Raw genomic sequence first — 18,342 nt, 5'->3', positions numbered from 1 at the left:
CCACCTGTGCTGCACAGCCCATTTTTACTCCTGCCGTAAACCTCCAGACAAGCAATTTTCCATCACGTTTTTTTGCGAGGAATTTGCTATGTCGAGTACCCAAAAACCCGTTATTTCTGAAAAGAAACCTTCTCTTCGCCGTGAACAACGTGCACAGGCACAGTCGTTTATCGACAGTTTGCAGGGCAAAGCCTTTCCCAACTCCCGGCGTATATATCTTGAAGCTGACCGGGAAGATATCCGCGTGCCGATGCGCGAAATCCAGCTCAGCCCGACACGGGTCGGCGGCGGCAAAGACAATCCACAGTTCGAGGAAAACGAAGCGATCCCTGTCTATGACACCGCCGGACCTTACGGCGATCCGTCGGCAGTCATCGACGTTCATACCGGTCTGGAGAAATTACGCGCCCGCTGGATCAAAGAACGGGCGGATACGGAAGAACTTGTGCAGGTCAGTTCCGGCTTTACTCAACAGCGGATGGCGGATGAAGGACTGGATCATCTCCGCTTCGAGCATCTGCCGCCCCCGCGCAAAGCCATGTCGGGCAAAAATGTCACGCAACTGCATTACGCCCGCAAAGGCATGATTACGCCGGAAATGGAATTCATCGCTATTCGCGAAAATATGGGGCGCGAGCGGATCCGCGGTGAGGTTTTGCGCCAGCAACACCCTGGTGAAAGCTTTGGCGCACATTTGCCCGCCAATATCACTGCAGAGTTTGTCCGTCAGGAAGTCGCCGCCGGTCGCGCGATTATTCCCGCTAACATCAATCATCCTGAGTCAGAACCGATGATTATCGGCCGCAATTTCCTGGTGAAAGTGAACGCTAATATCGGTAACTCGGCGGTGACATCTTCCATCGAAGAAGAAGTCGAGAAACTGGTCTGGTCGACGCGCTGGGGGGCGGACACCGTGATGGATCTTTCCACCGGTCGCTATATCCATGAAACCCGCGAATGGATCCTGCGTAACAGCCCGGTGCCGATCGGCACGGTGCCCATTTATCAGGCGCTGGAAAAAGTGAATGGCGTGGCCGAGGATCTGAACTGGGAAATGTTCCGCGACACGTTGCTGGAGCAGGCCGAGCAAGGCGTCGATTACTTCACCATTCACGCTGGCGTTCTGCTGCGTTACGTGCCGATGACCGCCAAACGCCTGACCGGAATTGTGTCACGCGGTGGTTCAATTATGGCGAAATGGTGTCTGTCACATCATCGGGAAAGTTTCCTGTTTGAGCATTTCCGCGAAATCTGTGAAATCTGCGCCGCCTACGATGTTTCACTTTCACTGGGTGACGGCCTGCGTCCGGGTTCGATTCAGGATGCCAACGACGAAGCACAATTCGCCGAATTATGCACGCTGGGCGAGCTGACCAAAATCGCCTGGGAATACGATGTTCAGGTGATGATCGAAGGGCCGGGGCATGTGCCGATGCAGATGATCCGCCGTAACATGACCGAAGAACTCGAGCATTGCCACGAAGCGCCGTTTTATACCCTCGGCCCGCTGACTACCGATATCGCACCGGGTTACGATCATTTCACTTCCGGTATCGGTGCGGCAATGATTGGCTGGTTCGGCTGCGCCATGCTGTGTTATGTCACGCCGAAAGAGCATCTCGGCCTGCCGAATAAAGAAGACGTAAAGCAGGGTCTGATCACCTACAAAATCGCAGCGCACGCCGCCGATTTGGCGAAAGGGCATCCCGGCGCACAAATCCGCGACAATGCCATGTCAAAAGCACGTTTTGAATTCCGCTGGGAAGACCAGTTCAATCTGGCTCTGGATCCCGCCACGGCCCGCGCCTATCACGATGAAACATTGCCGCAGGAATCCGGCAAAGTCGCACACTTCTGCTCGATGTGCGGCCCCAAATTCTGCTCCATGAAAATTACTCAGGAAGTTCGCGATTACGCCGCCGCGCTGGAAGCCAAAGCCCAGCCAATAGAACTTGTTGAGTCCGGCATGGCACAGATGTCTGCCGAATATCGTTCACGCGGCAGCGAGCTCTATCACCCTGCCGACAATCTCAGCACGGAGAACAGCAAATGAATCAGTCAGCTCAGCCCTTTCCTGCCGTTCCTTTTCATCTCGGTTTATATCCGGTCGTTGATACCGTGGAATGGATCGCCCGCCTGCTCGACGCAGGCGTTAAAACGCTGCAACTGCGTGTGAAAGATTTGCCCGATGAGGACGTCGAACCGGCGATTATCGAGGCTATTGCCCTTGGAAAAAAATATCAGGCACGGTTATTCATCAACGATTACTGGCGTCTGGCGGTAAAGCATCAGGCATATGGCGTGCATTTAGGTCAGGAGGATCTGGATACTGCCGATCTTGAGGCAATCCGTCAGGCAGGTTTACGCCTGGGCGTTTCCACACATGACGATACTGAAATTGCACGCGCTGTCGCCGTGGATCCTTCGTACATTGCCCTCGGCCATATCTTCCCGACGCAGACGAAAGATATGCCGTCGTCACCGCAGGGGCTGGAAGAACTGACCCGACATATTAAGCAACTCGACGGCAGCTACCCGACGGTGGCCATCGGCGGGATCAGTATTGACCGCGCGCCGTCGGTTCTTGATTGCGGCGTCGGGAGCATTGCCGTCGTCAGCGCCATTACGCAGGCGGCGGACTGGCGTGCGGCAACTGCCGAACTTCTGGTGTTATGCGCCAGCAAGGTGCCGGAAGATGCTTAACGATGCGGCTTTTATGCGCTACAGCCGCCAGCTGATGCTGGAGGAATTCGGCCCGCAGGCGCAGGAAAAGTTACAGGCGGCGAAAGTGCTGATCGTCGGGCTCGGCGGTCTGGGCTCTCCGGCTGCGTTATATCTCGCGGCAGCGGGCGTCGGCACGCTGTTTCTGGCCGATGACGATCGGTTGCACATCACCAATCTTCAGCGGCAAATCCTCTACCGCACGGCAGACCTTGATCAGCCGAAGGCCGTTCTGGCAAAGCGTGAACTGCTGCGCCTGAATCCGCTTTGTGAAGCGGTGGCTATCACGGAACGTCTGTCGGGTGAGTCGCTGAGCCGTGCTGTGACGGATGCCGATATCATTTTAGACTGCAGCGACAACATGGAAACCCGGCACGCAGTCAACAAAGCCTGCGTGGATGCCGGGAAAACCCTGATCAGCGGCAGCGCAGTTGGGTTCAGCGGACAGCTTATGGTGATTGAAGCCCCGTATGCTCACGGCTGTTACGCCTGTTTATATCCGGATCAGGAAACCGTGCAACGCAACTGCCGTACATCCGGCGTACTCGGGCCAGTTGTCGGTACTATCGGCACATTACAGGCACTGGAAGCGCTGAAGATTCTGGCGGGCTTACCTTTTGTTCTGAGCGGCAAATTACGCCTGTTCGACGGTAAGACGCAGAACTGGCGCTCGCTGCAACTCACACGATCCTCAACCTGTATCGTCTGCGGAGGCCTCGCATGAACATTCTGGTCAATGAAGAATCACACCCGTTCAGTCAGCCGCTGACATTACTGGCCCTGCTTAATGAACTGGCGTTAAATCCTGCGGGCTGCGCACTGGCGGTGAATCAGATCATCATCCCCCGTGATAACTGGCCTGCTCATTTACTGGAAGACGGCGATGAGATTTTGCTCTTTCAGGCGATAGCCGGAGGCTGACATGTTAAAAATTGCTGATACTACATTCACGTCGCACCTTTTTACCGGTACGGGAAAATTCGCCAGTCCGGCGCTGATGCAACAGGCGCTGGCAGCTTCCGGCTCTCAGCTGGTGACGATGGCGATGAAACGTGTCGACCTGCGTCGTGGCGGAGACGATATGTTGTCTCCGCTGCAACAGCTCGGCGTCCGATTGCTGCCCAATACGTCGGGCGCTAAAACGGCGGAGGAAGCGATATTTGCCGCGCAGCTGGCAAGAGAAGCGCTGGGGACAAACTGGGTGAAACTGGAAATCCACCCGGATGTGAAATATCTTCTGCCCGATGCTGTTGAAACACTGAAAGCGGCAGAAGTGCTGGTGAAACAAGGCTTTGTTGTACTGCCGTATTGCAGCGCAGATCCGGTTTTGTGCAAACGGCTGGAGGAAGCCGGTTGCGCCGCAGTCATGCCGCTGGGTGCGCCAATCGGTTCCAATCAGGGTCTGCAAACCCGTGAGTTTTTGCAAATCATCATCGAGCAGTCGCGAATTCCGGTTGTTGTTGATGCCGGTATTGGCGCGCCGAGCCAGGCCGCAGAAGCGCTGGAAATGGGTGCCGATGCGGTGCTGGTCAATACCGCAATAGCCGTTGCCGGCGATCCGGTCGCGATGGCAACCGCATTCCGGCTGGCCGTGCAAGCCGGAGTGATTGCCCGCCAGAGCGGCTTGGGGGGCAGACAACGACACGCCAGCGCGTCCAGTCCGCTGACCGGTTTCCTCAATACCTCGCAGGCGGCGTCATGAGCAGCTTCACGGATGCCTGGTCAACATTGGGCTGGGATGACCTTTCCCTGCGTATCCACAGCAAAACATCCCGGGATGTCGAACGGGCACTCTGCCGGAATAAAATCGACCGTGAAGATTTTATGGCATTAATCTCTCCGGCAGCGCTGCCTTATCTCGAACCCATGGCGCAGCGGGCGCAGCAACTCACGCGCCAGCGGTTTGGCAATACAGTGAATTTTTTCGCACCACTGTACTTATCCAATCTTTGCGCCAACGAATGTACGTATTGCGGCTTCTCTATGAGCAATAAAATCAAGCGTAAAACGCTGGATGAGGATGAAATCGGACGGGAATGTGAAGCGCTGAATGCCCTGGGATTTAAACACCTGTTGCTGGTCACCGGCGAACATAAAGGGAAAGTCGGCATGGACTATTTCCGCCGTCATTTCCCCGCGATCAGAGGTCATTTCGATTCACTGATGATCGAAGTTCAGCCGCTTGAGCAGGAAGAATATGCCGAGCTGAAAACCCTGGGGCTGGACGGGGTGTTGGTTTATCAGGAAACCTATCACGCGCCAACTTATGCACTGCATCATCTGCGGGGGCAAAAACAGGATTTCTTCTGGCGGCTGGAAACGCCGGACCGGCTCGGGCGGGCTGGAATCGATAAAATCGGCCTGGGTGCGCTGTTCGGGCTTTCCGGCAACTGGCGGACGGACAGTTATATGGTGGCGGAGCATTTGTTGTACCTGCAACAAACTTACTGGCAAAGCCGCTATTCGGTGGCATTTCCGAGATTGCGCCCATGTACCGGTGGGATCGAACCTGCTTCCCTGCTGGAAGAAAATCAGCTGGTACAGCTGATTTGCGCCTTCAGAATGCTGGCACCCGACGTCGAACTTTCTCTGTCGACGCGTGAATCGCCTTATTTCCGGGATCACGTCATTCCTCTGGCGATCAATACTGTCAGCGCCGGATCAAAGACACAACCCGGTGGCTATGCTGACGATCATCCTGAACTTGAACAATTTGCACCTCACGATAACCGTTCTCCACAACGCGTCGCAGAAGCGTTAACGCAAGCCGGGCTCCAGCCGGTCTGGAAAGACTGGGACAGTTTTTTGGGGCGCGTCTCGCAGGAAAATGTCGTTACAAAGCAAACAGGTAAATTCTCAGGAATACGGATTCCATAACGGAATTTTGCCTCTCGCGCATCATTAGCGCCCGTATTACTGTGCGTTTGCCGCTGCACATTCGCAACCGGTCGGCGCCATTTATCCCGGCGCTGCTTCCAAAACAGCCGGAACGGGTATCGTCCAGTACCTGGTTCCGGCTCCTCCAGTTCCTTCAGTTTTCAAACTCACTCACAAAATTCAGGCAAAAAAAAACCGCCCCCGAAGGAGCGGTTTTATGCGTTTCGACAGAAGACGATTAATCGTCGCTGTTACCGAAACCTGCGTTCAGCAGTTCAGCCAGGTTAGCCGTTGCTTCGTCCGCGCTGACTTGCGGTACAACTGGCACTTCGCCCTGTGCTTTACGGCGTGCACGATCCTGGTGATAAGCGTAACCGGTACCGGCTGGGATCAGACGGCCAACGATAACGTTCTCTTTCAGGCCACGCAGTTCATCACGTTTACCGGCAACAGCCGCTTCGGTAAGAACGCGCGTGGTTTCCTGGAACGATGCAGCAGAGATGAAGGATTCGGTCGCCAGGGATGCCTTGGTGATACCGAGCAGGTCACGGCTGAATGTTGCCGTGATTTTGCCTTCAGCTTCCAGCTTACGGTTAGCGATTTTAACGCGAGACATTTCTGCCTGCTCGCCTTCCAGGAAGTCTGTGCCACCAGCGCTAACGATGGTGCCTTTACGCAACATCTGACGAACGATAACTTCGATGTGTTTATCGTTAATCTTAACGCCTTGCAGACGGTAAACTTCCTGCACTTCGTTGGTGATGTAGCGGGTAACCGCGTGAACACCACGTAAACGCAAGATGTCGTGCGGAGACTCTGGGCCGTCGGATACGACGTCACCACGTTCCACAACTTCGCCTTCGAACACGTTCAGCTGACGCCATTTAGGGATCATTTCTTCGTAAGCATCGCTGCCATCTAACGGAGAAATTACCAGACGACGTTTGCCTTTAGTTTCTTTACCGAAGGAGATGATCCCGCTGATTTCAGCAAGGATTGCAGGCTCTTTCGGACGACGTGCTTCGAACAGGTCAGCAACGCGTGGCAGACCACCGGTGATGTCCTTGGTACCGCCGGATTCCTGAGGAATACGCGCCAGGGTGTCACCAGAGTGGATCTGAGTACCATCTTCCAACTGAACAATCGCTTTACCTGGCAGGAAGTATTGAGCAGGCATATCAGTACCTGGGATCAATACGTCGTCGCCTTTAGCGTCAACGATTTTCAGTGCCGGACGCAGATCTTTACCGCTACCGGTACGCTCTGCAGAGTCCAGAACGACCAGAGAAGACAAACCGGTCAGGTCGTCAGTCTGGCGTGTGATGGTCTGAGTATCCACCATATCGGCAAAGCGAATGAAACCACTCACTTCACTGATAACTGGCATTGTGTGCGGATCCCAGTTAGCAACGGTTTCGCCGCCGTTAACAGATGCGCCATCGCCTTTGCCCATCACGGAACCGTAAGGCACTTTATAGCTTTCTTTGGTACGACCGAATTCGTCGATCAATTTCAGCTCAGTGTTACGGGAAGTGATGACCAGTTTGCCGTTAGAGTTGCTAACGTGCTTGTGGTTGCTCAGTTTAATGGTACCCGTGTTCTTAACCTGGATGCTGGATTCCGCTGCCGCACGAGATGCCGCACCACCGATGTGGAACGTACGCATCGTCAGCTGTGTACCCGGCTCACCGATTGACTGTGCTGCAATAACACCGATCGCTTCACCTTTGTTGATGATGTGACCACGTGCCAGGTCGCGACCGTAGCAGTTTGCACACACACCAAAGTCAGTTTCGCAACTTACGACTGAACGTACTTTCACGCTGTCGACAGAGTTTTCTTCTAACAGATCACACGTCTTCTCGTGAAGCAGGGTGTTACGTGGAACCAGGATATCAGCCGTACCCGGCTTGATGATATCTTCGGCAGTCACACGACCCAATACACGTTCGCGCAGGGGTTCTTTAACGTCGCCACCTTCGATGACCGGAGTCATCATGATGCCTTCGTGAGTACCACAGTCGTCTTCGGTCACTACCAGATCCTGTGCCACGTCAACCAGACGACGGGTCAGATAACCGGAGTTCGCAGTTTTCAGTGCGGTATCCGCTAAGCCTTTACGAGCACCGTGAGTAGAGATGAAGTACTGGAGTACGTTCAGACCTTCACGGAAGTTCGCGGTGATTGGCGTTTCAATGATGGAACCATCCGGCTTAGCCATCAGGCCACGCATACCGGCCAGCTGGCGAATCTGTGCAGCAGAACCACGCGCACCGGAGTCGGCCATCATAAAGATACTGTTGAAGGAAACCTGCTGTTCAACAACACCGTCACGGTTGACGACGTCTTCAACAGACAAGTTTTCCATCATTGCCTTAGCAACACGTTCGTTGGCCGCAGCCCAGATGTCGATCACTTTGTTATAGCGTTCGCCAGCAGTTACCAGACCAGACTGGAACTGTTCCTGGATTTCAGCAACTTCGGTTTCTGCTTCTTCGATGATCTCTGCTTTCTTCGCAGGGATTACCATGTCATCGATACCTACTGACGCGCCTGAACGGGCAGCGTAAGCAAAACCGGTGTACATGATCTGGTCAGCAAAAATAACGGTCGGCTTCAGGCCCAAAATGCGGTAACAGGTGTTCAGCATTTTGGAGATAGCTTTTTTGCCCAGAGGCTGGTTGACGATAGAGAACGGCAGACCTTTAGGGACGATCATCCAAAGGATGGCGCGACCAACAGTCGTGTCGATAATCGACGTCTTGTGCGTAACTTCGCCTTCGGTATTTTTGATCTCTTCAGTAATACGCACTTTGACACGCGCATGCAGAGAGGCCAAACCGGCGCGGTAAATACGCTCAGCTTCTTTAGGACCGGTCAGAACCATGCCTTCGCCTTTGGCGTTAACACAGTCACGGGTCATGTAGTACAGACCCAATACAACGTCCTGAGAAGGAACGATGATTGGCTCGCCGTTCGCAGGTGACAGGATGTTGTTGGTAGACATCATCAACGCACGCGCTTCCAGCTGAGCTTCCAGCGTCAACGGTACGTGAACAGCCATCTGGTCACCATCGAAGTCGGCGTTATATGCCGCACAAACCAGCGGGTGCAGCTGAATTGCTTTACCTTCGATCAGAACCGGTTCAAACGCCTGGATACCCAAACGGTGCAGGGTTGGTGCACGGTTCAGCAGTACCGGGTGTTCGCGGATAACTTCGTCCAGGATATCCCAAACGACAGCTTCTTCGCGCTCAACCATTTTCTTCGCGGCTTTGATGGTGGTGGCCAGGCCACGCAGTTCCAGCTTGCCGTAAATGAACGGTTTGAACAGTTCCAGTGCCATTTTCTTCGGCAGACCACACTGGTGCAGACGCAGGTATGGACCTACGGTGATAACGGAACGACCAGAGTAGTCGACACGTTTACCCAGCAAGTTCTGACGGAAACGACCCTGTTTACCTTTAATCATGTCTGCCAGAGATTTCAGCGGACGCTTGTTAGAGCCGGTGATAGCACGACCGCGACGGCCGTTATCCAGCAAAGCATCTACCGCTTCTTGCAGCATACGTTTTTCGTTACGTACGATGATGTCTGGCGCAGCCAGATCCAGCAGGCGTTTCAGACGGTTGTTACGGTTGATAACGCGACGATACAGATCATTCAGATCTGACGTTGCGAAACGGCCGCCGTCCAGCGGAACCAACGGACGCAAGTCTGGCGGCAGTACCGGCAGCACGGTCAGGATCATCCACTCTGGTTTGTTACCAGACTGAACGAACGCTTCCAGCAGCTTGATACGCTTGGTCAGCTTCTTACGTTTGGTTTCGGAGTTGGTTTCGTTCAACTCTTCACGCAGTTGCTCGCACTCGGCTTCCAGGTCCATGTTTTTCAACAGAGCCTGAATTGCTTCCGCACCCATCTTCGCGTCGAACTCATCACCAAACTCTTCCAACGCGTCCAGATACTGCTCTTCAGTCAGGATCTGGCGTTTTTCGAGGTTAGTCATGCCGCCTTCGATAACCACATAGGATTCGAAGTACAGAACACGTTCGATGTCACGCAGTGGCATATCCAGCAGCAAACCGATGCGCGATGGCAGCGATTTCAGGAACCAGATGTGTGCAGTCGGGGAAGCCAGTTCGATGTGGCCCATACGCTCACGGCGTACTTTAGTCTGGGTCACTTCAACGCCGCACTTCTCGCAGATCACGCCGCGATGTTTTAAACGCTTGTACTTACCGCACAGGCATTCGTAGTCTTTTACTGGTCCGAAGATACGGGCGCAGAAAAGGCCGTCACGTTCTGGTTTGAACGTACGGTAGTTAATGGTTTCTGGCTTCTTAACTTCACCAAAAGACCAAGAACGGATCATGTCTGGCGATGCCAGAGCAATTTTGATCGCATCAAACTCTTCGGTCTTAGTTTGCGCTTTCAGAAACTTTAGTAAGTCTTTCACGGATTGGCTCCCGTCGGGTTAGACCTGTTAGGCACCTGGTCTGTATTGATTAACAGGCAGGTGCCCCTGTGATCAGTGCGAATTCGAGTGCTTACTCGTCTTCCAGCTCGATGTTGATACCAAGAGAACGGATTTCTTTCAACAGTACGTTGAAGGATTCCGGCATGCCTGGTTCCATACGATGATCGCCATCTACGATGTTTTTATACATCTTAGTACGGCCGTTCACGTCATCGGACTTAACAGTCAGCATTTCCTGCAGGGTATATGCGGCACCGTATGCTTCCAGTGCCCACACTTCCATCTCACCGAAGCGCTGACCACCGAACTGAGCTTTACCACCCAGCGGCTGCTGAGTAACAAGGCTGTAAGAACCGGTAGAACGCGCGTGCATCTTATCGTCAACAAGGTGGTTCAGTTTCAGCATGTACATGTAGCCGACGGTAACCTGACGCTCGAATTGCTCGCCGGTACGGCCGTCAAACAGTGTGATCTGGCCAGAGGTTGGGACGCCGCCCATTTCAAGCAGTTGCTTGATCTCTGTCTCTTTCGCACCGTCGAAGACTGGTGTTGCGATTGGCATACCTTTTTTCAGGTTCTCAGCCAGACGCAGTACTTCGTCATCGGTGAAGGTGTTCAGATCAACTTTCTGACGTACATCGTCGCCCAGATCATAGGCACGCTGGATGAACTCGCGCAGCTTAGAAACTTCTTCGTGTTTCTTCAGCATGGCATTGATTTTTTCACCAATACCTTTCGCGGCCATACCCAGGTGGGTTTCCAAAATCTGACCAATGTTCATACGTGATGGAACGCCCAGCGGGTTCAGTACGATATCAACAGGAGTCCCGTTTTCATCGTAAGGCATATCTTCGATCGGGTTGATCTTGGAGATAACACCTTTGTTACCGTGGCGGCCTGCCATCTTATCACCAGGCTGGATTTGACGTTTAACGGCCAAATACACTTTAACGATTTTCAGCACACCTGGTGCCAGATCATCGCCCTGAGTGATTTTACGACGCTTAGCTTCGAGTTTTTTCTCAAACTCAGATTTCAGTTCGTCGTACTGTTCAGCAAGCTGTTCCAACTGATTCTGTTTGTCTTCGTCAGTCAGTGACAGTTCTAACCAACGGTCGCGAGGCAATTTGCCCAGCTTGTCAGCTTCAACACCGCCAGCAACCAGCGCAGACTGGATACGTGCAAACAGACCTGCTTCCAGAATTTGCAGCTCTTCAGTCAGGTCTTTCTTAGCCTGTTTCAGCTGCATTTCTTCGATTTCTAACGCACGCTTGTCTTTTTCCACGCCATCGCGGGTAAAGACCTGCACGTCAATAATCGTACCGGAAACGCCGTTTGGTACACGCAGAGAAGAGTCTTTAACGTCAGACGCTTTCTCACCGAAGATCGCACGCAGCAGTTTCTCTTCTGGCGTCAGTTGGGTTTCACCTTTCGGCGTTACCTTACCAACCAGAATGTCACCGCCGGTCACTTCAGCACCGATATAAACGATACCGGATTCATCCAGTTTGGAGAGCGCAGCTTCACCCACGTTAGGGATGTCAGCGGTGATCTCTTCCGGCCCCAGCTTGGTGTCACGGGACACACATGCCAGTTCCTGAATATGGATGGTCGTGAAGCGGTCTTCCTGCACAACACGTTCGGAGACTAAGATGGAGTCTTCGAAGTTGTAACCGTTCCAAGGCATGAACGCGACACGCATGTTCTGACCCAGAGCCAGTTCACCCAGATCTGTTGACGGACCATCTGCCAGCACGTCGCCGCGCTCGATTGGTTCGCCCAGATTCACACACGGCATCTGGTTGATGCAGGTGTTTTGGTTAGAACGGGTATATTTGGTCAGGTTATAAATGTCGATACCTGCTTCGCCCGGGTACATCTCTTCTTCGTTAACACGAATAACGATACGGGATGCATCCACGTACTGAACAATACCGCCACGTTTCGCTACGGCTGTAACACCGGAGTCAACCGCAACCGCACGTTCCATACCTGTACCTACCAGCGGCTTATCAGCACGCAGAGTAGGAACAGCCTGACGTTGCATGTTCGCACCCATCAATGCACGGTTGGCGTCATCGTGTTCCAGGAATGGAATCAGAGATGCACCAACAGAAACGATCTGCTGGGTGGAAACGTCCATGTAGTCAACCTGATCGCGGCTAAACAGGCTTGATTCGCCTTTGCTACGACAAGTGACTAAATCTTCCAGGAAGTGGCCTTCGTCATCCAGGTTGGAGTTCGCCTGAGCGATAACAAAGTTGCCTTCTTCGATGGCAGACAGGTAGTTAATTTCATCGGTAACCATACCTTCACGCACACGGCGGTAAGGGGTTTCCAGGAAACCATACTCATTGGTCTGTGCGTACACAGACAAGGAGTTGATCAGACCGATGTTTGGACCTTCTGGCGTTTCGATTGGACATACGCGACCGTAGTGAGTCGGGTGCACGTCTCGAACTTCAAAGCCAGCACGTTCACGGGTCAAACCGCCCGGGCCCAATGCAGAGATACGACGTTTGTGCGTGATCTCAGACAACGGGTTGTTCTGGTCCATAAATTGTGACAGCTGGCTTGAGCCGAAGAACTCTTTCACCGCGGCCGAAATCGGCTTCGCGTTGATCATGTCCTGAGGCATCAGAGTGTCGAGGTCGCCAAGAGACAGACGCTCTTTAACCGCACGCTCAACACGAACCAAACCTACACGGAATTGGTTTTCAGCCATTTCACCGACGGAACGAATACGACGGTTGCCCAAGTGGTCGATATCGTCCACTTCGCCCTGGCCGTTACGGATCCCGATCAGTTTAATCATGACCTGGATGATGTCGTCTTTGCTCAGGATACCTGAACCTTCGATTTCATCACGCAGCAAAGAACGGTTGAACTTCATACGACCTACAGCAGACAGGTCGTAACGATCTTCAGAGAAGAACAAGTTCTCGAACAGGCTTTCAGCCGCTTCACGCGTTGGTGGCTCACCAGGACGCATCATTCGGTAGATCTCAACCAGTGCGCTCAGGCGATCGCTGGTTGGGTCGACGCGAATGGTCTCGGACATGTACGCGCCATGATCGAGGTCGTTGGTGAACAGCGTTTCAATGGTTTTGTGACCAGACTGGCTGAGCTTAGCCAGCAGATCCAGAGACAATTCCATGTTAGCCGGGACGATCAGCTCACCGGTATTGGTGTCGATGTAGTCTTTAGAGACTACTTTCCCTGCGATGTATTCAACAGGAACTTCGATGCGCTGAATTTCGTCTTTTTCAAGCTGACGAATATGACGGGCAGTGATGCGGCGGCCTTTTTCTACATAGACTTTGCCGTCAGCTTCGATATCAAAGGAAGCTGTTTCACCACGCAGGCGCTCAGGTACCAGCTCCATCTGCAACTTATTGTCGCGGATCTGGTAAGTCACCTTGTCAAAGAACAGGTCAAGGATCTGTTCAGTCGTGTAGTTTAATGCACGCAGAATGATGGTCGCAGGCAATTTACGGCGACGGTCAATACGCACAAACAGGTTGTCTTTCGGGTCAAACTCGAAATCTAACCATGAACCGCGGTAAGGGATGATACGTGCGTTATAAAGCACTTTACCCGATGAGTGGGTTTTACCCTTATCGCTGTCGAAGAATACGCCCGGACTACGGTGCAGCTGAGATACGATAACCCTCTCAGTACCGTTAATCACGAAGGTACCATTTTCGGTCATGAGCGGAATTTCGCCCATATAGACTTCTTGTTCCTTGATGTCTTTGACCGTACCTTCTGGCGCTTCACGTTCGTAGATTACCAGGCGCAGCTTCACGCGCAGTGGCGCGGAGAACGTCACACCACGGATCTGGCATTCTTTAACGTCGAATACAGGCTCACCAAGACGGTAGCTAACGTATTGCAGCTCAGAGTTACCGCTGTAGCTCTTTATAGGGAATACAGAACGGAATGCAGCTTCCAGACCGTATTGGCCTTCCGGATCTTGCTCGATAAACTTCTGGAACGAGTCAAGCTGGATAGAAAGGAGATATGGAATGTCCAGAACTTGTGGACGTTTACCAAAATCCTTACGAATGCGTTTTTTCTCGGTATAGGAGTAAACCATAGGGTTCCTCAGCTCGCTGATCAGTGACCCAATCTTGTCTGCCCTGAGAAGGACAGTTCATGCAACACCGTTTATGTCGACCGGAAAGCAGAAACGCTTCCCGCAATATCTGTTTTCTATCACTCTTAAATCATTTCGTTGTGCGTTATCTGTAGATGAGCTACAGCAAGGGGCAGCAATATATTAAGGCGTCTCAAGAAAGAGATATTAGAGTAGTTCAGTGCTCAAACAGTGTGAAACACCACTGACACTCTATAGCGCAAAAAGGCTGGTGACTAAAAAGTCACCAGCCATCAGTCTGTTAGGACAGACTGCACTCCGGGAAGTTAAACTTACTTAACTTCGACAGAAGCACCAGCTTCTTCCAGAGATTTTTTCAGAGCTTCAGCGTCGTCTTTGCTGATGCCTTCTTTCAGAGCTGCTGGAGCAGACTCAACCAGGTCTTTAGCTTCTTTCAGACCCAGGCCAGTTGCGGTACGAACAGCTTTGATAACTGCAACTTTGTTCGCGCCAACAGCGGCCAGAACAACGTCGAACTCAGTTTTTTCTTCAACAGCTTCAGCAGCAGCAGCAGGACCTGCAACAGCAGCAGCAGCAGAAACGCCGAATTTCTCTTCCATAGCGGAGATCAGTTCAACGATTTCCATTACAGTCAGAGCTGCAACGCCTTCAATGATTTGTTCTTTAGTGATTGACATTTCAAGTGTTCCTAGAATTCAGAAATAGTTTATACGTAAGCAAATGAACGAGAAAAGAAAGGCTGATTAAGCAGCTTCTTTCTGATCGCGTACAGCAGCCAGAGTGCGAACCAATTTGCCTGCAGAGGCTTCTTTCATGGTTGCCATCAGGCGTGCGATTGCTTCTTCGTAAGTAGGCAGAGTTGCCAAGCGGTCAATTTGAGCCGCAGAGATAAACTCACCTTCAAAGGCCGCAGCTTTAACCTCAAATTTTGCATTCGCTTTAGCGAAATCTTTGAACAGACGGGCAGCAGCGCCAGGGTGTTCAGTAGAGAATGCAATCAAGGTTGGACCGACAAACGTGTCTTTCAGGCACTCAAACTGAGTCCCTTCTACGACGCGACGCATCAAGGTGTTACGAACAACACGCATGTAAACGCCAGCTTCACGACCTGCTTTACGCAGTTCAGTCATTTTATCTACAGTTACGCCACGGGAATCCGCAACAACCGCAGACAGCGCGCCTTTGGCTACTTCGATGACTTCAGCAACAATCGCTTGTTTGTCTTGAAGATTTAATGCCATTAGCTTTTTGCTCCTGGATTTAGCCGGGGAAAACCCCCGGAACTCACATCGCTTGTTATCGAGAATCGATATCAAGCGTTCAAACACGGTGAGCAGAGAATCCAGCAAAGACAAATCTTAATTCTTTATAAAAAAGACAAAGAAATATTTTCTTCAGGCTCTGTCACCGTCTACGCAGGAAGAATTAAGCCCCTTTCAGAGCACCTGCGGTCTTGGACGGAGGCCTGGATAGGCCAGGCTCCAACCGAAAAATCTTGGTTTCGCATTAACGAAACAACGGGCCATAGATTCTAGACAAATCTATCGCCCGCGTAAAGCGATAAACGCCAACAGTTAATTAATTAACGATTGCGCTCAGGCCGCTTTGATCAACAGCAAGACCAGCGCCCATGGTAGTGGACAGGCTTACTTTCTTGATGAAAACGCCTTTAGCCTGAGAAGGCTTCGCTTTTTTCAGAGCGACCAACAGAGCTTCCAGGTTTTCTTTCAGCTTGTCGGATTCGAAATCAACCTTACCGATAGTGGTATGGATGATGCCGTTTTTGTCGTTACGATAACGAACCTGACCTGCTTTAGCGTTCTTAACCGCTTCAGCAACGTTAGGAGTTACAGTACCCACTTTCGGGTTAGGCATCAGACCGCGTGGGCCCAGCACCTGACCTAATTGGCCAACAACGCGCATTGCATCTGGAGATGCGATAACAACGTCGAAGTTCATTTCGCCTTTCTTGATCATGTCTGCCAGATCTTCCATACCTACCAGCTCAGCGCCTGCAGCTTTAGCAGCTTCAGCGTTTGCACCTTGGGTGAAGACGGCAACGCGAACAGAACGACCGGTGCCGTGTGGCAGTACGGTTGCGCCGCGAACGTTTTGATCAGATTTACGAGCGTCGATGCCGAGGTTAACAGCAACGTCAACGCTTTCTACGAATTTAGCAGTGGCCAGCTCTTTGAGCAGAGCAACGGCTTCGGTGATGTCATACTGTTTAGTAGCATCAACTTTGTCACGGATCACGCGCATGCGCTTGGTCAGCTTAGCCATTTATTAATCCTCCACTACCAGGCCCATGGAACGAGCAGTACCTTCGATGGAGCGAGTCATCGCTTCAACGTCAGAACCAGTCATGTCCGCAGCTTTGGTTTCTGCGATTTCACGAACCTGAGCACTCGTTACTTTACCCACTTTGTCTTTGTTCGGCTTGCCAGAACCAGACTTGATACCAGCCGCTTTCTTCAGCAGTACTGCTGCAGGAGGGGTTTTGGTAATGAAGGTGAAAGAACGGTCAGAATAAACAGTAATAACAACAGGAATTGGCAGGCCTTTTTCCATGCTATCAGTCTTAGCATTGAACGCCTTACAGAATTCCATGATGTTCACGCCTTGTTGACCCAGAGCTGGACCAACTGGCGGACTTGGGTTTGCCATACCAGCTGAAACTTGCAGCTTGACGTAGGCTTGTACTTTCTTGGCCATGGTAAATATCCTCGTTTGGGTAATATCGCCTGTTTGAAGAGGCTCCCCGTTATTTACAGTACTTTGTTCTTTATAATTTATGTGCAGAGGCTGCGCATAAAAACAAAAGGCGCGAAATTATAGTTCAATTTCGCGCCTTGTACAACATCTGTTCTAATGAATATTTAGAAAGCTGTCGTTAGCCTTTTTCAACCTGACCGAAGTCCAGTTCAACCGGTGTTGCACGGCCAAAGATGGATACAGACACTTTCAGGCGGCTTTTCTCGTAATCCACTTCTTCGACCACACCGTTGAAGTCCGCAAACGGACCGTCGTTAACACGTACCAGTTCACCTGGTTCAAACAATGTTTTCGGACGTGGCTTATCACCCACTTGTTGCAGGCGATTCATGATCGCATCAACTTCTTTATCGCTGATTGGTGCAGGACGATCTGACGTTCCGCCAATGAAGCCCATTACACGAGGAACGCTGCGAACTAAGTGCCAGCTGGCGTCATTCATGACCATCTGTACCAGCACATAACCCGGGAAGAATTTACGTTCACTTTTACGGCGCTGGCCACCACGGATCTCAACCACTTCTTCGGTTGGAACCATGACTTCACCAAACAGTTCTTCCATGTCATGTAATTTGATGTGCTCACGCAGCGATTGCGCTACGCGGCCTTCAAAGCCAGAAAACGCCTGAACGACGTACCAACGTTTTTTAGGTGCTTCAGACATTTAGAACCTCAAGCCAGTAATGAAAGATACCAGGCGGACTAAAATACCATCCAGCCCCCACAGAATCAGAGACATAACGGCAGTCACCGCAGCAACGATCAGTGTGGTATGCAATGTTTCCTGGCGCGTTGGCCAAATGACTTTACGTACTTCTGTACGCGCTTCACGAGCAAACGCGACTGTCGCCTTGCCTTTAGTGGTCAATAAAGCCACTGCGCCTGCAATTGCGATAATAACTACTACGGCTAACGCGCGTAACGGCAGGCTGTATGCACGGTAATAATAGTTACCGACAATAGCTACAACCAACAAAACGGCAACAACCAGCCACTTTACCGCTTCCAGGCCGCGCCCGCTCCCTTGAGCCTCGGTATTCGCACTCATAAACCAACCCGTCACAATGATTCAGAACAAACAACTTTGCCTCGCATTGCGAGGCAAACCAAACCGATCGATGCTCTACTCGAGCGCAATTCGGTGTTTTACGCTATATCTCAGAGCCTATCTCACCAGTGATTATGACGTATAAATCGCTGATGAGATAGGTTCTAGCACCACAGCGTAGAAAAAAGGGCATCGAATGATGCCCTTTTAGTGTGTATTGCGTCAACTTATAGTGACAAAAAACTATCAGCGATTAAGCGATAACTTTAGCAACAACACCAGCGCCTACAGTACGGCCGCCTTCACGGATTGCGAAACGCA

The 18,342-nt window shown here is 51.8% G+C and carries 15 protein-coding genes; 6 read left to right on the top strand and 9 right to left on the bottom strand.

Translation table 11 applies throughout. The features are described 5' to 3' along the window. The first annotated feature begins 88 nt into the window (after positions 1-88). From thiC to thiH, 6 genes are read left to right on the top strand one after another with little or no spacing between them, the layout of a single operon-like run. On the top strand, positions 89-2,053 hold the full coding sequence (gene thiC, locus D6C13_RS23725) for a phosphomethylpyrimidine synthase ThiC (protein WP_120135122.1): 1,965 nt from the start codon (positions 89-91) through the stop codon (positions 2,051-2,053). After that, on the top strand, positions 2,050-2,703 hold the full coding sequence (gene thiE / locus D6C13_RS23720) for a thiamine phosphate synthase (protein WP_120135121.1): 654 nt from the start codon (positions 2,050-2,052) through the stop codon (positions 2,701-2,703). The genes thiC and thiE overlap by 4 nt, the downstream gene beginning before the upstream one ends. Beyond that, positions 2,696-3,445, top strand: coding sequence for a HesA/MoeB/ThiF family protein (locus D6C13_RS23715; RefSeq protein ID WP_120135120.1), 750 nt, complete (start codon positions 2,696-2,698; stop codon positions 3,443-3,445). The genes thiE and D6C13_RS23715 overlap by 8 nt, the downstream gene beginning before the upstream one ends. Continuing rightward, positions 3,442-3,642, top strand: a complete 201-nt coding sequence (thiS, locus tag D6C13_RS23710) for a sulfur carrier protein ThiS (RefSeq protein WP_120135119.1) — start codon at positions 3,442-3,444, stop codon at positions 3,640-3,642. Before D6C13_RS23715 ends, thiS begins: the two co-directional genes overlap by 4 nt. 1 nt (position 3,643) lies before the next feature. Next, positions 3,644-4,423 (top strand): thiazole synthase, encoded by a 780-nt coding sequence (locus D6C13_RS23705; protein ID WP_120135118.1) that lies wholly within the window; start codon positions 3,644-3,646, stop codon positions 4,421-4,423. Beyond that, the gene (gene thiH / locus D6C13_RS23700; protein WP_120135117.1) at positions 4,420-5,598 is read left to right on the top strand and encodes a 2-iminoacetate synthase ThiH; all 1,179 of its coding nucleotides are present in this window, start codon (positions 4,420-4,422) and stop codon (positions 5,596-5,598) included. The genes D6C13_RS23705 and thiH overlap by 4 nt, the downstream gene beginning before the upstream one ends. Before the next feature lie 238 nt (positions 5,599-5,836). Here thiH and rpoC read toward each other — a convergent pair whose 3' ends face one another. The 9 genes from rpoC to D6C13_RS26255 all read right to left on the bottom strand — a co-directional run. Continuing rightward, complete coding sequence (gene rpoC / locus D6C13_RS23695) at positions 5,837-10,057, bottom strand: DNA-directed RNA polymerase subunit beta' (RefSeq protein ID WP_120135116.1); 4,221 nt, start codon at positions 10,055-10,057, stop codon at positions 5,837-5,839. Positions 10,058-10,148: 91 nt separating this feature from the next. Beyond that, positions 10,149-14,177 (bottom strand): DNA-directed RNA polymerase subunit beta, encoded by a 4,029-nt coding sequence (rpoB, locus tag D6C13_RS23690; protein ID WP_120135115.1) that lies wholly within the window; start codon positions 14,175-14,177, stop codon positions 10,149-10,151. Positions 14,178-14,509: 332 nt separating this feature from the next. Beyond that, the gene (gene rplL, locus D6C13_RS23685; RefSeq protein WP_120135114.1) at positions 14,510-14,875 is read right to left on the bottom strand and encodes a 50S ribosomal protein L7/L12; all 366 of its coding nucleotides are present in this window, start codon (positions 14,873-14,875) and stop codon (positions 14,510-14,512) included. Between the two features lie 66 nt (positions 14,876-14,941). Next, complete coding sequence (gene rplJ, locus D6C13_RS23680; protein ID WP_013577411.1) at positions 14,942-15,439, bottom strand: 50S ribosomal protein L10; 498 nt, start codon at positions 15,437-15,439, stop codon at positions 14,942-14,944. A 337-nt stretch (positions 15,440-15,776) separates the two neighbouring features. Next, complete coding sequence (gene rplA / locus D6C13_RS23670; protein ID WP_120135113.1) at positions 15,777-16,481, bottom strand: 50S ribosomal protein L1; 705 nt, start codon at positions 16,479-16,481, stop codon at positions 15,777-15,779. Between the two features lie 3 nt (positions 16,482-16,484). Beyond that, positions 16,485-16,913 (bottom strand): 50S ribosomal protein L11, encoded by a 429-nt coding sequence (gene rplK, locus D6C13_RS23665; protein WP_120135112.1) that lies wholly within the window; start codon positions 16,911-16,913, stop codon positions 16,485-16,487. 178 nt (positions 16,914-17,091) lie between these two features. Next, complete coding sequence (gene nusG, locus D6C13_RS23660) at positions 17,092-17,637, bottom strand: transcription termination/antitermination protein NusG (protein ID WP_009639145.1); 546 nt, start codon at positions 17,635-17,637, stop codon at positions 17,092-17,094. Then, positions 17,638-18,021 (bottom strand): preprotein translocase subunit SecE, encoded by a 384-nt coding sequence (gene secE / locus D6C13_RS23655; protein ID WP_034794996.1) that lies wholly within the window; start codon positions 18,019-18,021, stop codon positions 17,638-17,640. A 253-nt stretch (positions 18,022-18,274) separates the two neighbouring features. Continuing rightward, positions 18,275-18,342, bottom strand: a 68-nt coding sequence (locus D6C13_RS26255) for an EF-Tu C-terminal domain-related protein (RefSeq protein ID WP_130634147.1), incomplete at its 5' end; no start/stop codon positions are given.

Origin of the sequence: Rahnella woolbedingensis (genome assembly GCF_003602095.1) — a bacterium.
GTDB lineage: Bacteria > Pseudomonadota > Gammaproteobacteria > Enterobacterales > Enterobacteriaceae > Rahnella > Rahnella woolbedingensis.
Note: the sequence above shows the minus strand (reverse complement) of the source record. Positions and strands in the feature narration are given on the sequence as shown.

Excerpts from the sequence above, each read along its gene's own strand:
- thiC (WP_120135122.1), top strand. The coding sequence starts at position 89 with ATGTCGAGTACCCAAAAACCCGTTATTTCTGAAAAGAAACCTTCTCTT.
- thiE (WP_120135121.1), top strand. The coding sequence starts at position 2,050 with ATGAATCAGTCAGCTCAGCCCTTTCCTGCCGTTCCTTTTCATCTCGGT.
- D6C13_RS23715 (WP_120135120.1), top strand. The coding sequence starts at position 2,696 with ATGCTTAACGATGCGGCTTTTATGCGCTACAGCCGCCAGCTGATGCTG.
- thiS (WP_120135119.1), top strand. The coding sequence starts at position 3,442 with ATGAACATTCTGGTCAATGAAGAATCACACCCGTTCAGTCAGCCGCTG.
- D6C13_RS23705 (WP_120135118.1), top strand. The coding sequence starts at position 3,644 with ATGTTAAAAATTGCTGATACTACATTCACGTCGCACCTTTTTACCGGT.
- thiH (WP_120135117.1), top strand. The coding sequence starts at position 4,420 with ATGAGCAGCTTCACGGATGCCTGGTCAACATTGGGCTGGGATGACCTT.
- rpoB (WP_120135115.1), bottom strand. The coding sequence starts at position 14,177 with ATGGTTTACTCCTATACCGAGAAAAAACGCATTCGTAAGGATTTTGGT.
- rplL (WP_120135114.1), bottom strand. The coding sequence starts at position 14,875 with ATGTCAATCACTAAAGAACAAATCATTGAAGGCGTTGCAGCTCTGACT.
- rplJ (WP_013577411.1), bottom strand. The coding sequence starts at position 15,439 with ATGGCATTAAATCTTCAAGACAAACAAGCGATTGTTGCTGAAGTCATC.
- rplA (WP_120135113.1), bottom strand. The coding sequence starts at position 16,481 with ATGGCTAAGCTGACCAAGCGCATGCGCGTGATCCGTGACAAAGTTGAT.
- rplK (WP_120135112.1), bottom strand. The coding sequence starts at position 16,913 with ATGGCCAAGAAAGTACAAGCCTACGTCAAGCTGCAAGTTTCAGCTGGT.
- nusG (WP_009639145.1), bottom strand. The coding sequence starts at position 17,637 with ATGTCTGAAGCACCTAAAAAACGTTGGTACGTCGTTCAGGCGTTTTCT.
- secE (WP_034794996.1), bottom strand. The coding sequence starts at position 18,021 with ATGAGTGCGAATACCGAGGCTCAAGGGAGCGGGCGCGGCCTGGAAGCG.